We start from the raw sequence: 18296 nt of genomic DNA, 5'->3' as shown, positions 1-18296 counted from the left end.
GTTTCTGTTTCTGTTTCTGTTTCTGTTTCTGTTTCTGTTTCTGTTTCTGTTTCTGTTTCTGTTTCTGTTTCTGTTTCTGTTTCTGTTTCTGTTTCTGTTTCTGTTTCTGTTTCTGTTTCTGAGGAAACTTGTGGTTGTATGGGTGCAGTGTCAACCACTAACTTTACTGGTTCAATTTTTTCTTGAGGTGCGACTAGACGATCTAATTCCTCGCTACGCTTAGGCCGGCGAGTAAACAATAGACGAATAATAAATAGAATTAACACAAGTGGTAATAAAATAATAAACCACAACCACGGATACTGATTGGCTATACGTATAAATGTTTGAGGAGTATCAATAGACGTGGATTGTGCGTCTGCTTCATTAATTTGCAGACGATTTTGCTCATCTGCTTTCAATGAGATTTTCAGTTCATTGAGTTGCTGCTGTATTTTACCTAACTCTGAAGTGAGGCGGTCATTCATCGCTTCAACTTGAGTCAGTTCAACCTGCTCTGCATCTGTTTGAATATCCAATGTTTGTTGTGAGTGAGTCGTCTGTTGTGACTCAGTACTCTGTTGAGATTTAATTGTCGTTTGAGCATTAACTGGAGCAACCAATTCTGATTGTTCATCAGAAATTGCTTGCTGTTTCCCATTCAAATTTTCATTCAACGTTTTCGCGTTATCGCTATTAGATAAACCTGGAGAAGGTTGTGTTGATGGGTAGTCAGCTAATGTTGCCGGTTTAGGGGGTTGAATGGATTCATCCACTTGTGATGGAACTGGTCGCAATTTATCACGTTGAATAATATCGACGGCATCTTGAGTTGACTCTTTTTCTATCACTTCAAGTGTCGGTAAACGTAATACACTGCCAGGGATTAAGCCATGGATATTATGGTCTTCAAAGGCGTTCTGGTTCAACTTATACGTTGCTAATACAGTTTGGGCGACCGAAACAGTCTTGCTAGGACGGTAGCCTTTAGCAATTGACCATAGGGTTTCATCTTCACCAGTCGGACCATAAATTGATGCGATATCTTCCGTCGGTTCAAATGCCGCTACATCCGAAATAGGCTGCGCAGGTACATGATTTGATGGCTCCATTGTGACTCTGCTGTCATCAGCACAAGCAACCGAAATTTGGGTTACCAAAAGTAGCATGACGGGAGCGATGAAATGTTTGAATGTACGGCGCATAAAAATTCGGCTAATCCAAAGGTTTAATCAATAAATTTAAATATATAGATAATAACCCCATTCGGGTAGTGTTGCTGATAAAAATCCTTCATTTCTTACTGTTTTTTATCGAATAAAATGATCTCACGGTCAAATGAGAGCAGTAAGGAGAAATGATGGATAGCAATATCCAAAAAGCCCTACACTTCTCAGCATAGGGCTCAATTCAATGTCGTATCTTGATATTACTTGAATATCAATCTTAGAAGTAATCTCGAATCAGCACTTCGGCAATTTGTACTGCGTTGGTTGCCGCTCCTTTGCGTACGTTATCGGCAACAACCCACATATTAATTCCACTGTGATGGCTAATATCATTACGCACACGTCCAACCATTACCGTGTCTTTACCACCAGCATCACGAACTTGAGTTGGGTAGTCGATACCGCGGAATACTTCTACACCTTCCATTTGTTCTAACATATCCATCACTTGCTCAGCATCAATAGGGGCTTGAGTTTCAATATGTAGAGATTCAGCATGACCATAAAATACAGGTACACGAACACAAGTTGGATTCACTTGAATGGATGGATCATTAAAGATTTTTTGCGTCTCCCACACCATTTTCATTTCTTCTTTGGTATAGCCATTTTCCATCATCACATCAATTTGTGGGATACAGTTAAACGCGATTTGTTGAGTAAAAGCATCTTTTTCAGCAGGTAAACCATTCAATAATTTAGCGGTTTGGCCTGCCAATTCATCGATACCTTTTTTACCTGCACCAGACACTGATTGATAAGTTGCAACGTTAATACGCTCAATGCCGACTGCATCATGTATTGGTTTTAACGCCACTAACATTTGGATAGTTGAGCAATTTGGGTTGGCAATAATATTACGGTTTCTAAATTCCGCAATCGCTTCAGGGTTCACTTCTGGCACAACAAGTGGCACATCAAATTCATAGCGGAACTCAGAAGTGTTATCAATTACGACAACGCCTTCATCAGCGGCGATAGGTGCCCATTTTGCTGATAACTCACCACCGGCTGAAAATAAAGCGATATGCACTTGTGACCAATCAAAGTCTTCGACATTTTGAACGCGAATTGTTTTACCATTGAAACGATAAGTTTTCCCTTCACTACGCTCACTGGCGAGCAAATAAAGATCACCTACTGGAAACTTACGCTCTTGTAATACTTCAAGCATAGCTTCACCAACGGCACCAGTTGCACCAAAGATAGCAACGTTAAATTCTTGACTCATGAAAACCTCAATTTAAATATGGAGCATATTGAAGGCTTAATACGCTCATTAAGCGCGCTTAAACCCTAAATGATAAAAAGGCGTCAGTTCGACGTTCGATTCTTGATGCATAGCTAACGTTATCGCGCTGTATTCGCGGCGATCCCAGTAGTCTTTTCTCATTGCATCAAAGGCTTGAGCCTGTCTTGCTGGATCGGCTTGAGCAATCTCTCGACGAAAAACCGCATCATCATGGCGCACATCATAAATCAACTGAGTTAAATTGTGCAGTAATGCTTGGTTTTTCTTACCCTCTACTGTCCAGCCCACTGATAAATTCACCATAGGCACTGGAGCAATTGGTAATAACTCATCTGGATTGGCTCGATTATCTAACCGCAGAAACTCGCAAAAACGATTAAAGATCATCGTGGTGCCACGCGCTTTCCCTTCCAGTCCGTAGCCTGCAATGTGTGGGGTAGCAAAAGTCAGCAAAGGCAACAGCTCTAAATCTACATTCGGCTCTGGTTCAAACACATCCAAAACCGCAGTAAAACCATCCGCTTGTTGCAAGCGTATTTTTAACGCTTGATTATCCACCACTGGACCACGAGCAGCATTAATTAAAATTTGATCGCCACGTAATTGGTTTAATTCTAGCTCACCAAGAAGATGATGTGTTGGCCACTGCCCCGTTTGAGTAATCGGTGTATGAAGGGAAATAACATCGGATTGTTCGAGTAAAGTATCTAAATCAACAAACTCTCGCACATCACCTTGAGCTTGTTTTGGTGGGTCATTGAGTAGTACTTTAATGCCAATTGCTTGCAAACATTGTGCAAGATAACTACCCACCTGACCTGCACCGATAATTCCCACGGTTTTATCGAATACAGAAAAACCTTGTTGCTGAGCGATCACCAATAAAGAGCTAATGACATATTCCGCCACCCCGACTTTATTACAACCGGGTGCCGCACTGAACGTAATGCCTTTATCGGCTAGCAATTCTTGATCTACATGATCCATGCCGGCAGTCGCGGTGCCGACAAACTTTAAACGATCCGCTTTAGCTAATAACGCAGCATTCACTTTGGTCACAGAGCGAATCATTAATGCATCTACCCCGATTAAATCATCCATGTTTATACTACGCCCAGATTTCATCTCAACTTCCCCTAGTTGACTAAACAAGGCTTCGGCATACGGCATATTCTCATCAATGACTATTTTCATTTTTACACTCATGAACAACTAATTTCTTTAATGATAAAAAAATCCCCGACCTAAGCCGAGGATTATTTACTTTAAATGTCGCAATTATTCTTAAAATAATTGGAGTTGCAGTGAGGAGACAAGTAAATAAGTCCCTAATCACTTAGCTAACCTAAATGATTGGGGCGAATAAACGTCGCCGACAAAGCTGCAGCTTCCATTACGAAGAGAATTAAGCTTCGTATTTTTTAATCACTAGCGTTGCGTTAGTACCACCGAAACCAAAGCTGTTTGACATGACTGTCTTCAACTCTTGCTCACGCGGTGCTGTAACGATATCTAGACCTTCCGCTGCTGGATCTAACGTTTCTACGTTAATGCTTGGTGCAATAAAGTTATTCTCAAGCATTAATGTTGAGTAAATCGCTTCATGAACGCCTGCCGCACCTAGTGCGTGACCCGTCATTGCTTTGGTTGCAGAAATCGCTGGGCATTTACCGCCGCTGTCTTTACCAAATACTTCTTGGATTGCACCCAGTTCTTTCACATCACCAACTGGTGTTGAAGTACCGTGCGTATTTACGTAGTCGATATCATCAACATTTTGCATTGCCATCTTCATACAACGTACTGCGCCTTCACCTGATGGTGCTACCATGTCGTAGCCATCAGAAGTCGCGCCGTAACCTACAATTTCACCGTAAATTTTTGCGCCACGAGCAAGTGCATGCTCTAGTTCTTCGATAACGACCATACCGCCGCCGCCAGAAATAACAAAACCATCACGGTCTGCATCATAAGTACGAGAAGCACGTTCTGGTGTTTCATTATACTTAGTGGAAAGTGCGCCCATCGCATCAAACATCATTGCAGATGACCAATGAAGCTCTTCACCCCCACCAGCAAACACAACATCTTGTTTGCCTAATTGAATAAGCTCAAGTGCGTGACCAATACAGTGTGCTGATGTCGCACATGCAGAACTGATGCTGTAGTTAACACCGCGAATTTTAAATGGTGTAGCAAGACACGCTGAGATCGATGATGCCATAGTACGTGGAACCATGTATGGCCCAATACGCTTAACCCCCTTTTCACGCAGAGTATCTACAGAAATCACTTGGTTTTGAGAAGAAATACCACCAGAGCCAGCCACTAGACCAGTACGGTCATTTGAAACTTGATCTTCTGTTAGTTTAGAGTCTTCAATCGCTTGTTGCATAGCCAGGTAAGCGAATGATGCTGTATCACCCATAAAGCGCATTTGTTTACGATCGATATGCTCACTTGGGTTAATTTTTAACTCACCCCAAACTTGAGAGCGTAGACCCGCTTCTTTAAATTGCTCTGAACCTGTGATGCCAGATTTACCTATTTTTAAAGAGGCTAAAACTTCTTCTACGTTATTACCAATACTAGATACAATGCCTAGGCCAGTGATGACGGCTCGTTTCATGTGACGTTCCTATAATTCAAAAATCGCTTAATGATAACTGACTTAACAAAATAAGTGGTCAGCTTTCCTTGATACCCTAACTCTCGAGAGTAAACTTTATTCACTATCGGTTAAATTACTTACCAATTATCGAACCGATTCAAAGTGTGTACCCAAATAACTTGGATATATTAATTCTGATCGTCATGCTAACGAAAAGCGTGACATGATGAAAGCTGAGTTTAACTCAGAAGTTCATTGCTTATATCAGTAGAATACTAACTACTCTGCATTTTGAGCTCTCTTGGGTATATAATAGCCCCTAATTGACACAAAATGACAGGTAATATCCGCGTGATCAAAAATGCTCAACTGGATTGGAATGAATCCGGCACTCCCGTTTCCCACCAATTTGATGATGTTTATTTCTCTAATGCCAATGGATTAGAAGAAAGCCGCTATGTATTCATCCAGCAAAATCATCTACCTGCGCGCTGGCAACAAGCCTCACAATCTCGTTTTGTGATTGCGGAAACCGGATTTGGTACTGGGCTTAATTTTCTCGCCGTTTGGAAAGAGTTTGAAACATTTAAACAAAACCAACCTGACTCACCATTAACTCAATTGCATTTTATTAGTTTCGAAAAATTTCCGGTGCATATAAATGATCTGATTAAGGCTCATGCCGTTTGGCCAGAACTAGCTGACTACGCAAAACAATTGCAAGCGTACTACCCTATCGCAGTTCCTGAATGTCATCGCTTAATACTCGCCGATGGCATGATCACGTTAGATTTATGGTTTGGTGATATTCATAACAGCTTGCCGAAACTGGCGCAAACCGAAGCCGGTCTTGTGGATGCTTGGTTCTTAGATGGCTTTGCACCCAGTAAAAACCAAGACATGTGGAATGATACGTTATTTCAACACATGGCACGCTTGACCAAAGATGAAGGTACTTGCGCCACTTTTACCGCGGCAGGGTTTGTGCGTCGTGGGCTAATTGAAGCAGGATTTGACATGAAAAAAGTCAAAGGCTTTGGTACTAAACGTGAAATGATTGCTGGCATATTACAACTGTCATTAACTAAACAGCAGTCGTTATCTAAAAACACCTTTGCTCCTTGGTTTCAACGCTACCCTATTAAGCAATTTGATCGTCAGAAACCTATCGCAATTATCGGTGGTGGAGTAGCGAGTGCTACATTAGCATTAGCCTTATATCGTCGAGGTCATAGTATCAGCCTTTATTGTGCAGATGATAAGCCAGCGCTGGGTGCATCAGGTAATCGACAAGGTGCACTTTACCCACTGATTGCAGAGCCAGAATCGCCGCTTAATCGTTTCTTTGCGCCCGCTTTCTTGTTTGCTCGTCAATTGGTTAAGCAAGCCGCTCAACAACTTGAATTTGATTACGACTTATGTGGCGTCACTCAATTAGCTTGGAGTGGTAAAGCCAAGAAAAAGCTCGATAAAATGCTACTCAATAATTACCCACAAGAATTGCTGCATAGTCTAACCACAGAGCAAACTGCACACATCATCGGTTTAGATATCGACCAAGAAAGTATTCACTATCCTCTTGGAGGCTGGTTATGTCCGCAGCAACTCACGCAAGCGATTATTTATGAGCTTTCCCAGCAAGCAAACGTTGATGTTCGCTTTAATACTCAAATTGAATCACTTTCTTATAATGAAATAGATCAAACTTGGACACTTCATCACTCACAGAAGAATTTCCAACACCAAGCCGTTGTGGTCGCCAATGGCCACCAGTTTTCTCGCTTTGAACAATTAAAAGCGATTGCAGCAACCTCGGTAAAGGGCCAAGTCAGTCATATTCCAACGACGGAATCGCTGAGTAAGCTCAAAACCGTCTTATGTTATGACGGCTATATGACCCCGCAAAATCCAAACAACGGTCATCATTGTATTGGCGCAAGTTATGATAGAAATAATATCGACCAAGAATTTGATCCTATGGCGCAACTCAGCAACGGCGAGCGTTTGAAGCAATGCTTACCGAATCAATCCTGGCCGAATGAGGTCGATACTAGTGAAAACCTTTCTCGACAAGGTATTCGCAGCGTCACTCGTGACCACCTACCTTTTGTTGGCAACGTGTTTAAATTCGAACCTGTGATCGAAAGCTACGCTAAACTCGACCCACAAATCTTACGGAAACGTCCCGATTTAATGCCAGAGATCCCACATTATCCGAATCTATTTTGTATGGTAGGGTTAGGTGCGCGTGGGTTGTGCTCTGCGCCATTACTAGCCGAAGTATTGGCTTCACAAATAGCTGGTGATCCACTTCCTCTTCCGCTCGAAGTATTAGAAAAAATTCATCCGGCAAGAATGTGGGTTCGTAAAATGCTAAAAGGTCGACCGATCACCGAAGAGTGAACTTGCCTCTTCGGCAAATAACTAGAAGCCATACAATATAAAAACGGGATGAACCATCACAGTTCATCCCGTTTTTGAATATATTTCGTCCTCGGATATGTTTGTTCAAAGAAGCGAATTACGCTTTTAGGCTTGCCGCGGCATCCGCTAGTTGCTTTGCAATGTCAGCATCTGTCACTTCGCCTTTTTCCATATCAAACACATCATAAAAACTTGGTACTGAAACCGATGCTTTCACTTCCGCGTGGAAAAAATCGGCGGAACCAACCGCTTGGGCTAAAACGCTTTGTGCGCCACCTGGGCCAGGGCTAGTTGAAAGATACACAACTGGCTTATGAGCAAACATTTGTTGATTAATTCGAGATGCCCAATCAAACAAGTTTTTATAAGCAGCAGTATAAGTACCATTATGTTCAGCCAAAGAAATCACAAAGGCATCAGCACTTTCTAACTTTGCAAAATAAGACTGTGCACCGTCTGGGCGACCAAGTTCTTTCTCTGTGTCTTCACTAAATAGTGGCACAGGGAAATCATTAAGATCTAACACTTCAACTTCTGCACCATCAACAAGGTTAGCAGTATAAGTCGCTAATGCTTTATTGATTGAATTAAAACTTGTACTTGCACCGAATGCGATAATTTTCATAATTAGTCCTATCAAAACTGGCTGTTGTTTACGATGGATATTACTTTACGATATTACTCATCGCTTACCAGACAACTTCCTATATCAACTTGTTCAAAAAATCAGAACAACTACATTTTCACAACCAATAATTGCCACATATCCGCTACGATCACTTGGTCCGCTGGCGTTAGCTCATTACGAGCTTGATCTAAACTACTTTGAATACGTTGCTTAAACACCTCAACATCTTGCACACCTTCTGCTTCACAACCAGCGGCAGAAAGAGAGATATGTCCTCGTAAATAACCACCTGCAAACAATTCATCGTCAGATGCCGTTGCCACAGTTTGGTCAATCGCTTCCAGAAGTTTTTCTTCCAATTCTATAATCATCTTTCTCTCTACTCTTTCATTAAATCACTATTTATCTAACTATAAACTGCTCAGGTGTTAGCGGAAGTGTTTGATAATGCGATTGTAACGCATTCGATAACATAGCAACACGTACCGGTAATCCTTGTTGTAAAATTCGCAGCACTTCGTTATGTACTTTCGTCATAAACCCTAAACGGTCTGGCTCAAAATCACCATTTAAATTGTCACAACTCACTGAAAATGGGAAACCGGCACTGGCTGATAATATCCATTCATACGCTTGAGGACGTATCTCTACTTTTTCAAACTCAGCCTGCACTCTTTCAGTTCGGCCGTCCGGTTCATACCAATAACCAAAATCTTCTAATAAGCGACGTTCAGCCCCTGCTACGCACCAATGAGCTGCCTCTAATAACATCATAATCATTAATGTACATACATAACTATATGATATGATTATAAATAACAAAAACAACCTGAGGACAGCTAATATGCTTAAAAGTGTACAAAAAAAGACTAAATGAAACTGGTTTGTACATCAAAATCAATGACTGATGTGATTTACTCAAACCGATCCATTCCGGCACGTTTATGCTAAAAATCACTCAGCGAAATGTGTATGGAAAATCGGACAAATATTGAAAGGTTAATGAATCGTGGAACTGAATTTCGAGATAATTCCCTTTCACTCAGTCATATTGATGACTATTTCATATCAGCGATAATGATCGTGACAATTCTTAATGAAGGGGAAATTAATCCGGCAAAACGAGAGATTCGATATTTGATTGATTCTAGCATGCGGTATTTGTATGTAGACCAACAACTGTGGCGTGGAACAATTAAAGAAAAGCTTGTGAATATGTTCATGCATCCACAAAGCAGATTGAGGAATGCTTCTCATTATACGAACAAGGCATTACCATCGGTCTTGATCGAGCAGAACAACTCCGAGAAGTGACTGAATTACTAATAGAGGTGTATTCCTCACTTCTGGTTTTTACATTTCACGCTGCAGGCGTAAGTACAGTAGGTGATCTTATGGTTGATATCCTCTCGCCCCAAGAGAATTGGGTATACAATAGTAATCGATATATTACTGAAATTGATCGTCACTTTGACTACAAGCATGAAAGAAAAGAGTTTCTCGCTACATTGGAAGAAACACGTTTAAGCAGAGCATGGCCTAACAAGTCAAATCACTCGGACTTGTAAATACTGTCACTTTTTTGAAAAAACACTCAAAAAACTGCCAACATTCACGAGCTGGTGTTTGAGGTGTTAGGTTTATGAGGTTCAATATGATTCACGAATACTTCACAATATCAATAAGCATTGTAAGTCTGATTGTTGCAGCATTAGCTCTTTATCTAAATTATAGAAATAATCGTGTTACACGAAACTCCTATCTTATAAACAGGGAGCGACTCCGTAATGGAAATATATATCTTGATTACATAAAAGCAACTCAACTAGATGATCGGCACGTTATACATCTGGTTGTTTTTAATCCTTCCGAAATAGGATTGCTTTTGCATAGTTTTTCAGTCTACAAACAGGTTGAACGTAAAGGCTTCATACATAGCCTGTTTAACAGGCTGGAATGGAAAAGGATTAATGAAGCGGTATGGTGGCCAACTACAAACCTTGAAGATCTGGAAGTTAAATATCGGGAAGAAGAGTATAAAAATATGTTTGTAGATAATATGCGAGACATATTTGTATCTATTCCAGGAGACATTACGGGGTCTGAACATCGGTTTGAAATTGTGACAAACCAAGGTTCTTCTTCACAAAAATTGCGTCTTTCCGTAGGGAATAGTTATTTTTCACATAATTTTCAACAGGTTTGGCATGAAAAATAAAGCTTCATACTAATTTGTACAACCGAGTTTTAATCGAGCTACCGCTGAGTATTAAAGTATCATTCTGGTTGTCATGGCCATTAAATAGAACACGTTTCATGGACAATTATCAGCTAGAGTTAGGACTCTAAACTGTAAGCATCGCATAAGCTGAGTTTGGGCAAAGAAAGGTTCGAAAGTGTCTACTGATTATGTAGCCATTCTGACAATATTATTGATAAAGGCGGGAAAATACAGAATATCTTCGCCAAACAAACGAAACAAATACAGAAAACCCCATAAATACAGTAATATGACTCCGTCACATTGGCAGCAAGGAGTTCATGTGAGTCAAGAAGATGAAAAATACCCAGTCAGCGCGATATCTTCGTGGAGCGGGTTCGTTTATCAAGGAAAAGTTGCACTATATCATTCACTTAAGCTTATTCATGGTGGTGATTTGGACTTCGAGCTTCAGCTAGATAGTAGTGACGACTTCGCTATTTATAAAGATGGAAAGCTACAAACCGTCCATCAAGTAAAAGCGAAGATTAGTAAATATCGTAGTGGCTACTCCAAGGCTCTGGAGCAATCCACGTTGATCGAACACGACAAAATAAAAGGGACGCCCCGTTACTTTCACGTATCTGTACAGCTAGACAACACTGATGATCACAAAGGCACTAGCGGAGAAATAGTGAAATTCTACCGCTATGGAGGCAACTTTCATTGTGGACTGGGTGAAATTGAGGAACTGACCAAAGCACTGATAAAAAATATATGTAAGAAACAGTCCATCACGGTCAGTGATAATCTCATAAATTTTAACTATTGCTTACTCTCAGAAAAAATAAGTACCAAGGCAATACACAATCATAAACTAAATCAAGAGGACGGCTTTTCAGAAAACAAAGCTGCTTACGAAGGCCGTATCGAGGCAAAAGATATCCTAGAGGAATTGCTGACCGAAAACCCCTATCAGAATCGCGACTACTATGCCGTTGAGTTGAAGGCCAGGCTTCAAACCTACCTAGAAGAATGGCTAGATCAGGCGCTACCAACAATGAATGACACCACCTATGAAAGAGCCAGGCGTCTGTGCGAGCACCTGCGCGATACACATATCAATGAATTAAAAAACTTATGCCAGATGATGAAGCCATCCGAGCGGTTTCAAAATATTCAGAAGAACGATATCAGGCGCTACACCAAGCTCATTCAGGTTATTTCAGTGGAGCCCATATTCAACCATCTTCCGCATTACATCGACAGCGAAAATAGGTTCTACGTACCTACAGCGCTTGACGTAGATGAAAGTGAAGAGTGTGAGTCTGACATGAACCATGAAATGAAAAACAACAGTGACCTACTGAGACTCCTTTTTGAGTACAACCATTTAATTGCCAGCAAAGTAGAAACCTCATTTACCTTTGATACAAAATTCACGAACTCAGATAACTTCGACGATAAGTTGGCTACTGAAAAGCTTGAAAGCAACATTACCAAGTCACTATGCATTAGCGTAATGACAAAAGACGACGCGGAGGGTCGATTGAATGATAAAGCAACTCATTGATGAAGCACTTGTTTCTCATGGCTTTGTGAATAAGCGTGAATTGGACACCACAAGTTTTTATATTCGTGATTCTGGGTCTGCCATTAGATTTGCCATCGTACATAACCTTGACGAACTCATTACACCAGCCGATTTGAATAGCCAGATCAACCAGCTTGCTCCTGAGGAATTTCTCCGAAACCCAAGCTTCAAGAAAAACTGTGACTTGATTTGTATTTATCGCCTTGACGTTTTGGCTGAGTTCAAAAAGTACGAAGAAGAAATCTTCGATATCGAGGAAGACCCACATTTTTATAAAAAATATGTCCTCTACTACAGTATTGCTGAAGAAAGCGCTCTCACTGATTTTACCTACGACAAACTCGTATCCGTGATTGCTGACAAAAAGGAATTTATTGATTACAAAGAAAATCCTCTTGTAGCTTCACAATACAGCTTCGCTGCGAAGACCTTTATTAAGCTTCCTTTCTTGGAGCTACCTAGTCACCAAGGAAGCCTTGTCTCCTTGAGACAGCAAGCAACTGAGGCCGTTGCAGAAGCCGGCCTGAACGATACGTATTCGACTATTCAGCAAGTCACAGACGCAAACGCCGACGAAATAATTAAGGAAATGATTAAAAATGAACTGGCAAATATCCAAGATTGAAGTCTCTAGCTTCAAAGCATTCAAGCATATCTACTTGGATCTTGGCGAGTCGTCCTTGCTAACTCTTGATGGACCGAACGGTTATGGCAAGACCAGCATATTCGACGCCATTGAACTGCTGCTCACTGGTCAAATCAATCGAATACAAAACCTGTTCTCTACATTATTAACCAAGAAAAAGAGAGACTATGCGGACAACCTCTTTTGGAACAGTCGCTCTGGTGAAAATGACTTATTGATTAAAATTGAATTTATTAATGATGGTCAAAAGCTTATTTTAGCCAGACATTGCCAAGCAGCGGTGTTCAAGAAACCAGCATACAATCGTGCTGACAAATACGAAAACTTCAAGCTTTACGAGCTACCAGAGTTTGAATCATCTGCCTTCACGAAAGCCAATCAGCGCGATGATAACTTCCTTGACGAAGTTTTTGGGAAAAATTTTAGGGAAAACTTTTCTTTCCTTAACTATCTGGAACAAGGACAAAACCGGCTGTTACATACGCGGGTAGACGAACGCAAGGAAAAACTAGGAAACCTCTTTAATATCAGTGATATTGAAGCTGAGATTGAAAACTGCAATACCATATACAATAAGTTCACAAGGTACATCAACAATCCTGAACGCGCGGCAAAAGTTATATCACTTAAAGAAGAGATAGATACCCTACAAAGCACATTACAGGCAGAGATTGGGATTGTTGAGTACAAAAAGCTCTCGACGACTGATATCCAATCAGGATGGGACAAGGAGATCTTGTTCTCAACGTACTCAGCGGTCGACCATGCTGCATACCTAGAGTCAGTTCGTAGAATTATTGCCCTTTTACCGCTCAAAGCCACGATCAAAACCAGAGTTCACAATGAGACAATCGATGCCGACATTCAACGTAACGAAGAATCTCTGAGGAACTTGGCACAGTTCGGTAAAGACCTTGGCAAACTTGATGAGCTCGAAGTAATCAAGAAGGGGATTGATGAATTGGATCGCTCAGCGACCATCATCAAGCGAGGAGCCTCGATGATCCAGGCCGAAGAAGCCCAATCACTGCCAAACTGGGGGGAAGGGCGTCTTGAGTGGTTTGAGTCAAAAATTGAAACCCGAAATAGGCTACGAGAAAAAAGTAGTGCCAACGCGAAAGTCGCTGCTGAATTGGAACGCCTAAAAAGGCAACTGCTTGAGGAGCATAAAAAGTCTTATCCTGATGATCAGATGTGCCCTCTTTGTGGAGCTGATTGGGAGACTCACAGATCAATGGTGGATGCCATTGAAACAAGAAGCAAGCAGATCTCTAACTCGCTATCTCAAGACGGCAAAGATTTACTTAACCTTATCGCAGCCATGGACGCAGAGCTGAAGCTCATCGACACCCATGTACAAAATAGGCTGAAAGTTATCAAGCCCAAATTTGAACCAAATCTTTATGCGGCACTTACAAAAGTTAGGCTTCAGCTCCCAGCTATAATTCAGTTGAAGGAGAAGCTGCAAAACGAAAACATTCAATTCACTGACCCATTTACGAAAATTGATGATGTAGTGGTGGAGCGACTGGAAAAGCTAAAGGAGACTCTAAGAAATAAAAAAGAGGTTGAATCGGATGCTTTAGCTCTGCCTGAGGACTGGCGAGACACAATAAGCATCACCTTCAAAGACCTGCAGGATTTCTACATAATCACTGCTGAGGACTTGAGGAATAAAGAGCAGTATATATCGATTAAAGCTAACGAGGCTCAAAATGTCAGGCTCCAAACCTGTATTTCCGACCTTAAACTTATCGAAAAAGAAACCTTAGCCGCGCAAAAAGCTCAAAGTAAAATCAAAAGGCTCCGAGACACACTGAAGGAGACAGAGCAAAGGTATACCGACCAGACGATTTCGGCTATTGAGCTCATATTCCATATCTACAGTGGACGACTGATCCAAAACTACCAACGTGGTTTGGGCCTATTTATCGAGAGTCGCGAAGGTACGCAGTTGAGGTTTCTGACTGCTGAGAAGTCAGAACACGACGCAGTCATGTCCATGAGTTCCGGTCAGGTGTGCGCTCTTGGCCTTGCCTTCTTTCTTTCACTCAATAAGGTCTATGCTAAGGTACCTCTTATCTTGATAGATGATCCGTCGCAGTCTCTGGATGAAATCAACGTTGCATCCTTAACCGATTTACTCCGTTGCGAACTCAAGCATTGCCAGTTGATTGTTTCCTCGCATGAGGATGATATTTCTGCCTATATGCGGTACCGGTTCGACAGAGCGGGCTTGAAAACGAGTTCACTGAACATGCAGCTCTTGGCGAAAGAAGCTTTGTAAAAGTAGCCCATAGTATGCAGTAGAGCTTGGTGACAGTGATGTTTATATTGATGGGTTAGCCATCATGAAGAAGATGTCAAAAACAACAATAGGATTTGGTTTTGCGCTTTCCTTCATTAGATTAAGTATTGCAAAATCAGATCTCTATTAATGGACCTTCTGTCAAGACATAACTTACTTTGGGGCATGCTCGTGACAGAAGTGATTGGCCTGACACGAGCGTGGACATTTGTTTGTCAGTACCTTTACTAAATTAGTATTTAATGGATTATTTTAAGTACTGCAATACCTCTAGTTAAGTAGCCAAATTCATTCATCTACTACAGTATAAACCAAAGGTGATGAATAGACGTAGGACACCCGAATTCAGCGTATTCATACGGCTTTGTTGCGTAATTCGATGGAACTAAATCAGAAAGTTACGATCTGATCGGCTAAATCAGCTAATCTTCGTAGCCTTATGCCAAAACCTCGTTACAAAACAACCAACTGGAAACAGTACAATAAAGCCTTAATCAATCGTGGCTCACTCACCTTCTGGATTGATGAAGAAGCGATAAGAGAGTGGAAACAAAGCAAACAAAAAAAACGTGGAAGACCTCGTTTCATTAGCGACCTAGCTATCACAACTGCGTTGATGATGAAGCGTATCTTTTCAATGCCTTTACGAACTCGGCAAGGATTCATTAACTCAGTATTTATGCTTGCTAGTGTTCCATTGCAGTGTCCACATTACACCTGTATCAGTCGCCGAGCTAAACAGGTCGAAGTGTCATTCAAACCTCAAACGTCTGGTGTGATAAGGCATTTGGCCATCGATGCTACTGGTCTCAAGGTTTACGGCGAAGGGGAATGGAAAGTCAAAAAGCATGGCACAGACGGTAAACGTAGAGTTTGGCGAAAGCTCCATCTTGCCGTTGATACGAATACCCACGAAATTATCGCTGCGGAATTGAGTTTATCGAACGTTACTGATGCTGAAGTGCTGCCAAATCTACTTAAGCAAACACGCAGAAAGATCGCAGAGATATCAGGTGACGGAGCTTATGACACCAAGGACTGCTACGAAGCTATCCGTATAAAACGAGCAGTCGCACTCATTCCTCCACGAGACGGAGCCGCATTCTGGGAGCGAGGTCACCCCCGAAATCTTGGTGTGGCCTGTCAGAAGTTGTATGGCTCAAATAAACACTGGAAACAGAAGTATGGTTACCACAAGCGTTCTATCTCAGAAACGGCTATGTATAGAGTGAAGCAGTTGCTAGGTAGAAAATTAAGCCTGAGAGACTACAACGCTCAGGTTGGTGAGACTTACGCCATGATCAAAGCGTTAAACAAGCTTACAGGGTTAGGTATGCCTAAAACTTGTCGTGTTGGCTAACAATCAACCGAAATGGGTCTGATCTGCTTCGAAAATGAATTACGCAACAAAGCCTATTCATACTAGGAAGCTTAACGTTAATACAAGCCGCAATATAAAACGGCTTGATGCTTCACGAATAATACCGTTACGACTCGTAACTACTTTTTGCGCTAGAAAACTCAGCTATAGTCGCATTTTTTCTCCGGTGAAGAGTCAGAATTTCGTTGAAAAACAAAATGTATAGGTAGGGCATCAGCACCGCAGATACAAGTACAAAACTAAATTTGTATCGCAAGGGCATTGTCTGCTTACGTCCTTGGTCGAAAATCGTCGACCCTGTAAAAACAAAAAATACGATAGTGTAGATTGTCGCTAGGTAACCTAAAATCAAATAGGTTATTTTTACAAAAGTATAGATATGTTCCATATTAAATCTCCTTTAAAAATGACTTATTCACCGTAGTTCTTATCAGGCTTGGCTATTTGGGCTTAGCCGGCTGATAACAAAATGTTGACTCAGCTAAAATATCGTTCGCATATATCGACTACACTGCGAAAGTTCGCTGCCATCCAAGTTGGGCTAGCTTTATTAAGTTCCGTTTCAGAATGAATACCATAATTCACAGCAATGGCTTTGCATCCGAGATTATTCGCCATAAAAATGTCATGTGTGGTATCCCCGACCATCAATGCTTGTTCTTTTGAGGCTTGGAAGTGAGCTAGAATCTTCTGACCAGATTCAGGTGCTGGCTTTTTCTCTTTAACTTCATCCGCGCAAACAACGACATCAAAAAAATCTGCGATCCCCGCTGCTGCAAGTAACGCGTTTGCACTGCGTGAAAACTTATTAGTGGTAACAGCAAGCTTAAACTGATGATTTTTTAGATGACTTAACCCATCGAGCACACCAGGAAATAACAGCTGTTTTGCGGCAGGAAGTATTAACTCCTGAAACTGACGCTGATATTCAGTTACGCACTCCGCCACAATCGGAGTGTGCTCCGGTTGATTGAGAAGGTGGGAAAACGCTTTTTCTAGCGGTAACCCTATCGTATCGCAGATATCCTTAGTCTCCTTTGCTGGCAATTGCTTAGATGCAAACGTAGCGTTAAATGCGGTAGCAATTGCTTGGGCAGTGTCGAACAATGTGCCATCTAGATCGAACATAATGATCGGGGAGCTGTGTTTCATTTATTATTCCTTCCTTAACTCAGGAGCCCCGAGTCCATCGGGGCTCTAGATGACTAGTAGTTCGGTTGCTTGATTAAGTACTGGCGTTTAGCTGCGATCTCTGGTTGATAAACATCAGCCGTCCAGTCCTCTGGCGCAACTTCCTCCATAGAAACTGAAATCACGTCTTCACTGCATTGAAGCGCGCTTTGAATAGAAGAAGAGATAACGTCGGATAAGTATTTTCTCTCCTGCAGAGTCAATTCGACAGGAAAATGCTTAATAGATATGTGTGGCATGGGGCTCTCCTTGTTACATACCAAATGGGAATTGCTGCACGTCTTCTTGCAGTGTTGCGCGAACCGTACCGATTGCTTTCGCGTAAGCCTTTAGTGACTTCATGGTGTATTTGGCTCGGCGATCGAATTGCTCATCACTGACAGCGTTATCAGATAAAAAAAGGCTCTCGCAATGACGGAAAATCAAATGATCCGGGATAAAACAGGCATGATTGTTTTTACTACCAGTCATCCGTAACTCACTGATTGGATAAACACCATTAACGCTTGCAGACACACTAACAAGTAGTACAGGCTTATGGCCCAACTCTTGATTAGTGCAAAGTAGAAGAAAGTTCTTCAAAGCCGGTGTCACCATGCCATGCCATTCTGGCGTAACCAGTACGATGGCATCTGATTGCTGCAACTCTTGAGCGATAGCTCTCCAATCGTTCCACTGTTCGCTGCCATTCCAAACGCCTTCATTCCAAAAAGGAAAATCTAGGACACTCAAATCCATGATTTGTGTCTCTTGAAACTCTTCCAACCGGGCCAGACGCTGTAAATAGGTAGCTGCCTTTAAGCTGTATGAGTTGCTTCGGTGGCTTCCTGAAATAATACTAAGTTTCATGGTT

The 18296-nt window shown here is 41.6% G+C and carries 15 protein-coding genes and 1 pseudogene; 6 read left to right on the top strand and 10 right to left on the bottom strand.

Annotated features, from left to right (window positions below):
• The 4 genes from ACE3G9_RS11940 to fabB all read right to left on the bottom strand — a co-directional run.
• The coding region (locus ACE3G9_RS11940) for a FimV/HubP family polar landmark protein (protein WP_449219243.1) at nt 1–1184 on the bottom strand (1184 nt) is incomplete at its 3' end.
• Nucleotides 1185–1425: 241 nt separating this feature from the next.
• Nucleotides 1426–2439, bottom strand: coding sequence for an aspartate-semialdehyde dehydrogenase (locus ACE3G9_RS11935; protein ID WP_417881087.1), 1014 nt, complete (start codon nt 2437–2439; stop codon nt 1426–1428).
• A gap of 48 nt (nt 2440–2487) precedes the next feature.
• Complete coding sequence (locus ACE3G9_RS11930) at nt 2488–3654, bottom strand: 4-phosphoerythronate dehydrogenase (protein ID WP_417881086.1); 1167 nt, start codon at nt 3652–3654, stop codon at nt 2488–2490.
• A 211-nt stretch (nt 3655–3865) separates the two neighbouring features.
• Nucleotides 3866–5089 (bottom strand): beta-ketoacyl-ACP synthase I, encoded by a 1224-nt coding sequence (gene fabB / locus ACE3G9_RS11925; RefSeq protein WP_417881085.1) that lies wholly within the window; start codon nt 5087–5089, stop codon nt 3866–3868.
• Between the two features lie 315 nt (nt 5090–5404).
• On the opposite strand from fabB, the gene mnmC reads away from it, so the two are divergent.
• On the top strand, nt 5405–7474 hold the full coding sequence (gene mnmC / locus ACE3G9_RS11920) for a bifunctional tRNA (5-methylaminomethyl-2-thiouridine)(34)-methyltransferase MnmD/FAD-dependent 5-carboxymethylaminomethyl-2-thiouridine(34) oxidoreductase MnmC (protein ID WP_449219242.1): 2070 nt from the start codon (nt 5405–5407) through the stop codon (nt 7472–7474).
• A 118-nt stretch (nt 7475–7592) separates the two neighbouring features.
• On the opposite strand, the gene ACE3G9_RS11915 is transcribed toward mnmC, so the two are convergent.
• The 3 genes and pseudogenes from ACE3G9_RS11915 to ACE3G9_RS11905 all read right to left on the bottom strand — a co-directional run.
• Nucleotides 7593–8120 carry an NADPH-dependent FMN reductase gene (locus tag ACE3G9_RS11915; protein ID WP_417881083.1) on the bottom strand — a complete coding sequence of 176 codons (528 nt, stop codon included), beginning with the start codon at nt 8118–8120 and terminating at the stop codon, nt 7593–7595.
• Between the two features lie 110 nt (nt 8121–8230).
• A complete protein-coding gene (locus ACE3G9_RS11910) occupies nt 8231–8494 on the bottom strand; it encodes a YfcL family protein (RefSeq protein WP_449219241.1) in 264 nt (87 codons plus the stop codon).
• Nucleotides 8495–8525: 31 nt separating this feature from the next.
• Nucleotides 8526–8891, bottom strand: a pseudogene (locus ACE3G9_RS11905) (elongation factor P hydroxylase); the annotation flags it as partial.
• A gap of 886 nt (nt 8892–9777) precedes the next feature.
• Between ACE3G9_RS11905 and ACE3G9_RS11900 the strand changes: the two are divergent.
• From ACE3G9_RS11900 to ACE3G9_RS11880, 5 genes are all read left to right on the top strand, one after another.
• The gene (locus ACE3G9_RS11900) at nt 9778–10341 is read left to right on the top strand and encodes a hypothetical protein (RefSeq protein WP_449219240.1); all 564 of its coding nucleotides are present in this window, start codon (nt 9778–9780) and stop codon (nt 10339–10341) included.
• Nucleotides 10342–10666: 325 nt separating this feature from the next.
• Nucleotides 10667–11896: an ABC-three component system protein gene (locus ACE3G9_RS11895; protein WP_449219239.1), complete on the top strand. Its 1230-nt coding sequence runs from the start codon at nt 10667–10669 to the stop codon at nt 11894–11896.
• The gene (locus tag ACE3G9_RS11890) at nt 11877–12542 is read left to right on the top strand and encodes an ABC-three component system middle component 1 (protein ID WP_449219238.1); all 666 of its coding nucleotides are present in this window, start codon (nt 11877–11879) and stop codon (nt 12540–12542) included. The genes ACE3G9_RS11895 and ACE3G9_RS11890 overlap by 20 nt, the downstream gene beginning before the upstream one ends.
• Complete coding sequence (locus ACE3G9_RS11885; protein WP_449219237.1) at nt 12517–14850, top strand: AAA family ATPase; 2334 nt, start codon at nt 12517–12519, stop codon at nt 14848–14850. The genes ACE3G9_RS11890 and ACE3G9_RS11885 overlap by 26 nt, the downstream gene beginning before the upstream one ends.
• Before the next feature lie 460 nt (nt 14851–15310).
• Nucleotides 15311–16231: an IS5 family transposase gene (locus tag ACE3G9_RS11880; RefSeq protein ID WP_449219236.1), complete on the top strand. Its 921-nt coding sequence runs from the start codon at nt 15311–15313 to the stop codon at nt 16229–16231.
• A gap of 498 nt (nt 16232–16729) precedes the next feature.
• Here ACE3G9_RS11880 and ACE3G9_RS11875 read toward each other — a convergent pair whose 3' ends face one another.
• The 3 genes from ACE3G9_RS11875 to ACE3G9_RS11865 are packed head-to-tail and all read right to left on the bottom strand — an operon-like array spanning nt 16730 to nt 18292.
• Complete coding sequence (locus ACE3G9_RS11875) at nt 16730–17404, bottom strand: HAD family hydrolase (RefSeq protein ID WP_088720805.1); 675 nt, start codon at nt 17402–17404, stop codon at nt 16730–16732.
• 53 nt (nt 17405–17457) lie between these two features.
• On the bottom strand, nt 17458–17682 hold the full coding sequence (gene pptA / locus ACE3G9_RS11870) for a tautomerase PptA (protein WP_449219235.1): 225 nt from the start codon (nt 17680–17682) through the stop codon (nt 17458–17460).
• A 13-nt stretch (nt 17683–17695) separates the two neighbouring features.
• On the bottom strand, nt 17696–18292 hold the full coding sequence (locus tag ACE3G9_RS11865) for an NADPH-dependent FMN reductase (protein ID WP_088720803.1): 597 nt from the start codon (nt 18290–18292) through the stop codon (nt 17696–17698).
• Nucleotides 18293–18296: the final 4 nt, after the last annotated feature.

It is taken from the genome of Vibrio sp. E150_018 (assembly GCF_053544035.1).
This window is presented reverse-complemented; position numbering and strand designations above follow the sequence as displayed.

What these genes read in the sequence shown, in the direction of transcription:
- ACE3G9_RS11910 (WP_449219241.1), bottom strand. Translation starts at nt 8,494, where the DNA reads ATGATTATAGAATTGGAAGAAAAACTTCTGGAAGCGATTGACCAAACT.
- pptA (WP_449219235.1), bottom strand. Translation starts at nt 17,682, where the DNA reads ATGCCACACATATCTATTAAGCATTTTCCTGTCGAATTGACTCTGCAG.
- ACE3G9_RS11915 (WP_417881083.1), bottom strand. Translation starts at nt 8,120, where the DNA reads ATGAAAATTATCGCATTCGGTGCAAGTACAAGTTTTAATTCAATCAAT.
- ACE3G9_RS11930 (WP_417881086.1), bottom strand. Translation starts at nt 3,654, where the DNA reads ATGAAAATAGTCATTGATGAGAATATGCCGTATGCCGAAGCCTTGTTT.
- ACE3G9_RS11865 (WP_088720803.1), bottom strand. Translation starts at nt 18,292, where the DNA reads ATGAAACTTAGTATTATTTCAGGAAGCCACCGAAGCAACTCATACAGC.
- ACE3G9_RS11880 (WP_449219236.1), top strand. Translation starts at nt 15,311, where the DNA reads ATGCCAAAACCTCGTTACAAAACAACCAACTGGAAACAGTACAATAAA.
- ACE3G9_RS11890 (WP_449219238.1), top strand. Translation starts at nt 11,877, where the DNA reads ATGATAAAGCAACTCATTGATGAAGCACTTGTTTCTCATGGCTTTGTG.
- ACE3G9_RS11900 (WP_449219240.1), top strand. Translation starts at nt 9,778, where the DNA reads ATGATTCACGAATACTTCACAATATCAATAAGCATTGTAAGTCTGATT.
- ACE3G9_RS11935 (WP_417881087.1), bottom strand. Translation starts at nt 2,439, where the DNA reads ATGAGTCAAGAATTTAACGTTGCTATCTTTGGTGCAACTGGTGCCGTT.
- fabB (WP_417881085.1), bottom strand. Translation starts at nt 5,089, where the DNA reads ATGAAACGAGCCGTCATCACTGGCCTAGGCATTGTATCTAGTATTGGT.
- mnmC (WP_449219242.1), top strand. Translation starts at nt 5,405, where the DNA reads ATGACAGGTAATATCCGCGTGATCAAAAATGCTCAACTGGATTGGAAT.
- ACE3G9_RS11885 (WP_449219237.1), top strand. Translation starts at nt 12,517, where the DNA reads ATGAACTGGCAAATATCCAAGATTGAAGTCTCTAGCTTCAAAGCATTC.
- ACE3G9_RS11875 (WP_088720805.1), bottom strand. Translation starts at nt 17,404, where the DNA reads ATGAAACACAGCTCCCCGATCATTATGTTCGATCTAGATGGCACATTG.